We start from the raw sequence: 6,313 nt of genomic DNA on the forward strand, positions 1-6,313 counted from the left end.
GGACGGCCCCTGTCGGGTCGACATTCTTTCGCAGGGTCGTCACGGGCGAGCGCGACCCCCCAAAAGCGCGTTGCCCCGGCCCGTCTCTCGGCCGGGCGTTGCAGCATCGTCCGCGCCCACGAGGCGCAGAGGATGACGAAGCCCAGCACCACGGCGCCCATTGCCTTAAGGGTGAGGGTTTACCTCAGGAGCATCGCGAGGCCGCCGTCGCCGAGGGAATGCGGGAGCCCGGCGAGGTTGAACGTGAGCATGAAGGGGATGGTGATGTTGCACAGGGATGGTCGCCCCTCGGCCCGGCCGCGGTCGGAGACCGCGTGCCCGTCCTGCCTCCGAGGGGCCGGACGGGCTCAGTGCACGCTTACTGTGGGGTGACGTAGGCTCCGGCGATGCCGCCGTCCACAAGGAACGTGGATGCGGTCATGAACGAGGAGTCGTCGCTGGCCAGGAATGCGACGGCCGCTGCCAGCTCCTCGGGCTCGGCGAAGCGGCCCATCGGCACGTGGACGAGACGGCGCTCGGCCTTCTCCGGGTCCTTGGCGAACAGCTCCTTCAGCAGGGGCGTGTTCACTGGACCCGGGCACAGTGCGTTGATTCGCACACCCCGCCGGGCGAACTCCACTCCCAGCTCGCGAGTCATGGCGAGGACGCCGCCCTTCGAGGCCGAGTAGGAGATCTGCGAGGTGGCTGCACCCATCACCGCCACGAACGAGGCCGTGTTGATGATCGAGCCCTTGCCCTGCTCCAACATGTAGGGCAACGCCGCCTTGCAGCAGTAGTACACGGAGGTGAGGTTCACTTCCTGCACCTTGCGCCAGGCCTCGATGCCGGTGTCCAGGATGGACGCGTCGTCCGCCGGTGAGATGCCGGCGTTGTTGAAGGCGATGTCCACGGATCCGTAGGCCCGCTGGCACTCGGCGAAGGCGTTCTCGACCTCCTCCTGGTTCCTGACGTCGACCTTGACGAACATGCCGCCGACCTCGACGGCGGCCTGCTCACCCGAGGTCGGGTCGATGTCGGCTATGACGACCCTGGCACCCTCGGCGGCGAGACGGCGGGCTGTGGCGCGGCCGATACCGGAGGCGCCTCCGGTGATCACGGCGCTGCGGTCGGTCAGACGGGTGGCATTGACATTCATGATTGCTCCTTCGGAGATGGGGGCGGGAGAGGTCGAGATAGCGGGGCTGTCAGGCGTCGGTGGAAACGAACACGTTCTTGGTATCGGTGAACGCTAGCGGGGCGTCCGGGCCCAGCTCGCGGCCGATGCCGGACTGCTTGAACCCGCCGAACGGGGTCCAGTAGCGCACCGAGGCGTGCGAGTTGACGGAGAGGTTGCCCGCCTCGACGGCACGGCTGACGCGCAAGGCTCGCCCGACGTCGCGGGTGTAGATCGAGCCGGACAGTCCGTACTCGGTGTCGTTGGCCAGGGCAATGGCGTCAGCCTCATCTTCGAACGGCACCACGGAGATGACCGGGCCGAACACCTCCTCCCGGAATGCGCGGGCGTCCCGGTCGGGGGTGAGCACGGTTGGCGCGAACCAGTAGCCTGGCCCCTCGGGGGCGGCGCCGCGAAACGCGACCGGGGCGTCGTCGAGGTAGGAGAGCACGGAATCGCGGTGCCCGGCGGAGATAAGCGGCCCCATGGCCGTGGACTCGTCTCGGGGGTCGCCGCAGCGGAACTCCTTCACCGCCGGCTCGAGCAGCTTCATGAAGCGGTCGAGGACGGATCGCTCCACGAGCACCCGGGAGCGCGAGCAACAGTCCTGTCCGGCGTTGTCCAGGGCGCCGCCGGGCGCCTCCGCGGCGGCCCGCTCGAGGTCGGCGTCGGCGAACACGATGTTCGCATTCTTCCCGCCGAGTTCGAGGGTGAGGCGCTTCACCTGGTCGCCGCAGCCGCGCATAATGCGCTTGCCCACCTCGGTGGATCCAGTGAACACCACCTTCCGCACGTCGGGGTGGGTGACGAACCGCTCGCCCACGACCGAGCCCTTGCCGGGGAGGACGGTGAGGACGCCCTCGGGGATGCCCGCTTCGAGGGCCAGTTCGCCGAGGCGGATTGCAGTGAGCGGTGTGATCTCGGCTGGCTTGAGTACCACCGTGTTGCCCGCGGCCAGGGCAGGGGCGAAGCCCCACCCGGCGATCGGCATGGGGAAGTTCCATGGAACGATCACGCCCACGACGCCCAAGGGCTCATGGAACGTGATGTCGACGCCTCCGGGAGCCGGGATCTGCTGGCCGGTCAGACGCTCCGGGGCTCCGGAGTAGTAGTCGAGGACGTCGCGGACGTTGCCAGCCTCCCATCGGGCATTACCGATGGTATGGCCGGCGTTAGCGACCTCGAGGGAAGCCAGGTTCTCGAGGTCGGCGTCCACTGCGGCGGCGAACCGCCGCAACAGGCGGGCACGGTCGCCCGGCGCCACCCGACGCCACGACTCAAACGCTGTGCGGGCATCGGCGATCGCCGCGTCTGTCTGTTCGAGTGAAGCCAGCTCCGTTGTCGCGATGACTTCTTCGGTGCTGGGGTTGATGATCTCTGCCGTCGTCATGATGCGAACTGCTCCTTTGGGGCTGCGGAGGTGCCCGGGGTCGTGGGGGCGGAGGTCGGCAACGTCGTGAGGTGAGGTGTCCGTGCGTGCTCGGCGGCCTGAGCCATGAGGCCGCCGAAGAGGCGGGAGTCGTCCCCGTTCTCCTCGGGGTGGAACTGCACGCCGAGGGCCCATGCACCCTCACGAAGCTCCACGGCCTCGATCGTGCCGTCATCCGCTCGCGCGGTCACCCTGAGGGCGTCGGCGACGGTGTCCAAGGCTTGGTGGTGGTAACACGGGGACCAGGCGCGCGGGCCAAGGAGAGTTCGGCAGATGCTGTCCGGTTCGGTGGAGAACTCCACGCGCCCGAACTCTCCCGGTGCCGGCTGGTATTGGGCGGCGTTTTCGTTGACGTCCGGCAGATGCTGCACCAAGGTGCCGCCGAGCGCGACGTTAAGCACCTGGGCGCCACGGCAGATCGCGAACAGGGGCACGCCTGCGTCGAGCGCGGCCCGGGTCAGAGCAATGTCGTGATGGTCGCGCTCCGGCTGGGACGCGGTCGCCGGGTGGGGCTCCGCCCCGTAGTTGGCGGGGTCCACGTCGACCCCGCCAATCACGATCAGTCCGTCGAGCATTTCGACCACGGAGGTGTCGGTGCCGCGGGGCGGCAGGAGCAGTGGCGCGCCGCCTGCCCGCACCACCGCTTCCACATAGTTCGCTGGCACGATTGCTGCGGTCGAGTTCCACACACCCCACGAACCATTCTGGTAATACGTCGTCAGGCCGATGCGCGGCCGGCGCTCATGGCGTGCCTCAGAGACGTTCGAAGCCACGGCGCATCTCCCAGTCGGTGACGTAGGTCTCGAACGCCTGCATCTCCACGTCGGCATAGTGGACGTAGTGGTCGACGACGTCCTCCCCGAAGACCTCGCGGGCGAGGGCGGAGGAGGCGAGCAGATCGCGGGCCTCCCGCATGGTGGCCGGAACGACCGGCGCATCGGAGTCGTAGGCGTTCCCCTCTGTCATCGGCTGCAGCTTCAGCCCGTGCTCAATGCCGTGCAGCCCGCACGCCAGCATCGCGGCGAGGGCGAGATAGGGGTTGACGTCGCCACCGGGGAGCCTGTTCTCCATGCGGGCACCGTAACCGTGGCCTACGAGCCGCACGGAGCAGGTGCGGTTGTCCTGCCCCCAGGCGACCGCAGTGGGCGCGAAGCTGCCCTTGGCGAAGCGCTTGTAGGAATTAATGTTCGGTGCGTAGAAGAGGGTCATCTCTCGCATGCCCTTGAGCACCCCTGCGATGAAGTGGTCGTACAGAGCAGTGCGCGTGCCCGTCTTCTCGTCCCAGAACACGAGTTCCCCGCCCAGCCCCCGCAGGGACATATGGATGTGGCAGGAACTGCCCTCGCGCTGGTTGGGCTTGGCCATGAACGTGACCGATTGGCCACGACTGTGGGCAATCTGCTTCGAAGAGAGCTTGTAGACGACGTGGTTGTCCGCAGTGACCAGGCCGTCCGCGTACCGGAAGGCGATCTCGTGCTGGCCGAGGTTGCACTCGCCCTTGGCCGACTCCACGGTCATGCCCGCTCCGTACATGGCGTTGCGGATCTCGCGCAGTAGCGGCTCCACGCGCTGGGACCCCAGCAGGTTGTAGTCGACGTTGTAGCGATTGGCCGGCACCAGGTCCCGATAGCCCGAGTCCCAGGCGTCCTCGTAGGAGGTGTCGTAGACGCAGAATTCGAGCTCGGTCCCGGTGAGCATCCGGAATCCCATGTCTTCCGCGCGTCGCAGCTGGGCCTTGAGCATGCTTCGAGGTGACATCGGGATGTCGTTGCCGTCGTGGGCGACCAGGTCGCACTGGATCATCACCTGGCCGGGGTTATGGGGCATGAGCCGGATCGTGTCCAGATCCATCTCGAAGGTCATGTCCCCGTAGCCGGACTCCCAGCTGGTGAGGGTGTACCCGTCCGGTGTGTTCATGTCCGTGTCCACGGCCAGGAGGTAGTTGCACCCCTCGGCTCCGCCGTCGAGGACGGCGTCGAGGAAGAAGCGGGCGTGGCACAGCTTGCCCTGGAGTCGGCCCTGCATGTCTGTGAAGGCGAGGGCGACGGTGTCGACCTCTCCGGCGTCGATCTTCTGCCGCAGCAGGTCGACGGTCAACATGCGGTCGCTGCGAGGGTGGTGGGATGAGGGGGTCAAGGGGTTCTCCTTGTGTTGGGAGCGGGCGCTCCGGCGGAAGGGTGTGTCAGCGGAGGGTGGATTCGGCGTCCTGGAGGAGGGCGAACTCCTCCTCGGGAGCGGTCGCCACGACGTGGTGGCGGCTGTAGAACCAGAAATAGGCGAGCGACGCGACGAAGACGACCGCGGTGATGCTCGCCGCCTTGACGTCCACCATGAAGGTGGCGACGACGGCGACACAGGCCAGGACAAGGGCGATGCCCGTGGTGACCACCCCGCCAGGCGTGCGGTAGCCGCGTGGAAGATCCGGCTCGCGGATGCGCAGCAGAATGTGCGAGAGGTTCAGGAGCACATAGGAGACCGTGGCGCCGAACACGGCGATGTTGATCAGCAGGCCGCCGTCCCCGGTGATCGCCGCCAGAAGGAACCCAACGGTGCCCGGCACAATCAGCGCGACCCACGGTGTCTTGCGTGTGCCCGTGATAGAGAGCCAGCGGGGGAGATAGCCAGCGCGGGAGAGGGCGAAGAGCTGCCGGGAGTATGCGAACACAATGGAGAAGAAGCTCGCCACCAGGCCGGCCAGCCCGGCGTAGTTCACGACAACGGCCAGTGCGCTGTCCTGGCCCAGGACCGTCCGCAGGGCCTCAGGGAGTGGGTTGTCGGAGGTGCTCATGGCCTCCGCGCCGCCTGTGCCGGGGACGAGGACGAGCATGAGGGCGCCGGTGACCAGAAGGATGAGCATCGCGACGATGATGCCGCGGGGCATGTCACGCTTCGGGTCAGCGGTCTCCTCTGCAGCGAGGGGGACGCCCTCGATCGCCAGGAAGAACCAGATGCCGTAAACCAGGGCGGCCAGGGCCCCGGCGAATCCCATGGGCAGGAAGGCGCTTGCCCCGGCGGCATCTTTGGGGACGATGTCGAAGAGCCTCGCCGCCTCGAAGTGCGGGGCGAGGCCGATGACGGTAGCCGCTAGAGCCAGTACGGCGATCACGGTGATGCCGAACATCAGCTTCAGGGCCTCACCGACCCCGTAGGCGTGAATGCCGATGAACACGATGTAGGTGACAAGGTAGACCGGCCAGGAGTTCGTGATTCCCAACAGTCCCAGGGCCTCTATATATCCGCCGATGAAGGTGGCGATCGCGGCAGGGGCCACTGCGTACTCGATCAGCACCGCCATGCCGGTGGCGAAGCCGCCGAGCGGACCGAGCGCACGGCGGGCGAATCCATACCCGGCGCCGGCGGTGGGCAGGGTGGAGGACAGCTCCGCCAGCCCGAACACCATGCAGGTGTACATGAGTCCCATCAGGAGGAAGGCGATGAGCAGGCCTCCCCAGCCGCCCTGGGCGAGGCCGAGGTTCCATCCGGAGAAGTCTCCGGAGATCACATAGGCGACTCCGAGCCCAGCGAGCAACACCCAGCCCGCGGCACCCCGCTTGAGCTGTCGTTTCTCGAGGTAGCGGGCGGCGGGCAAAGAGGCGGGGGGATGGTCATTGCTCATGGTGCACCTGCAATCCGAGAGAGAGCCGACTCAATGGTCTACATCTAATCCATTGGAGTGATTTGCAGTGTTCCAGGTCATATGTCGGGCGGTCAAGGGCCGTGGCAGGTGCTGT

Annotated in this window: 5 protein-coding genes; all 5 read right to left on the reverse strand. The window is 67.1% G+C overall.

Annotation, left to right across the window (positions count from 1 at the left end):
• Positions 1–358: 358 nt before the first annotated feature.
• A complete protein-coding gene (locus MA879_RS11975; RefSeq protein ID WP_248126780.1) occupies positions 359–1,135 on the reverse strand; it encodes a 3-oxoacyl-ACP reductase in 777 nt (258 codons plus the stop codon).
• Positions 1,136–1,184: 49 nt separating this feature from the next.
• On the reverse strand, positions 1,185–2,543 hold the full coding sequence (locus MA879_RS11980; protein WP_248126783.1) for an aldehyde dehydrogenase family protein: 1,359 nt from the start codon (positions 2,541–2,543) through the stop codon (positions 1,185–1,187).
• Positions 2,540–3,355, reverse strand: a complete 816-nt coding sequence (locus tag MA879_RS11985; protein WP_248126786.1) for a gamma-glutamyl-gamma-aminobutyrate hydrolase family protein — start codon at positions 3,353–3,355, stop codon at positions 2,540–2,542. The genes MA879_RS11980 and MA879_RS11985 overlap by 4 nt, the downstream gene beginning before the upstream one ends.
• Positions 3,336–4,682, reverse strand: coding sequence for a glutamine synthetase family protein (locus MA879_RS11990; protein WP_248126789.1), 1,347 nt, complete (start codon positions 4,680–4,682; stop codon positions 3,336–3,338). The genes MA879_RS11985 and MA879_RS11990 overlap by 20 nt, the downstream gene beginning before the upstream one ends.
• 82 nt (positions 4,683–4,764) lie before the next feature.
• A complete protein-coding gene (eat, locus tag MA879_RS11995) occupies positions 4,765–6,198 on the reverse strand; it encodes an ethanolamine permease (protein WP_248126792.1) in 1,434 nt (477 codons plus the stop codon).
• Between the last annotated feature and the right edge of the window lie 115 nt (positions 6,199–6,313).

It is taken from the genome of Micrococcus lacusdianchii (genome assembly GCF_023155805.1).
GTDB classification, from domain to species: Bacteria; Actinomycetota; Actinomycetes; order Actinomycetales; family Micrococcaceae; genus Micrococcus; species Micrococcus lacusdianchii.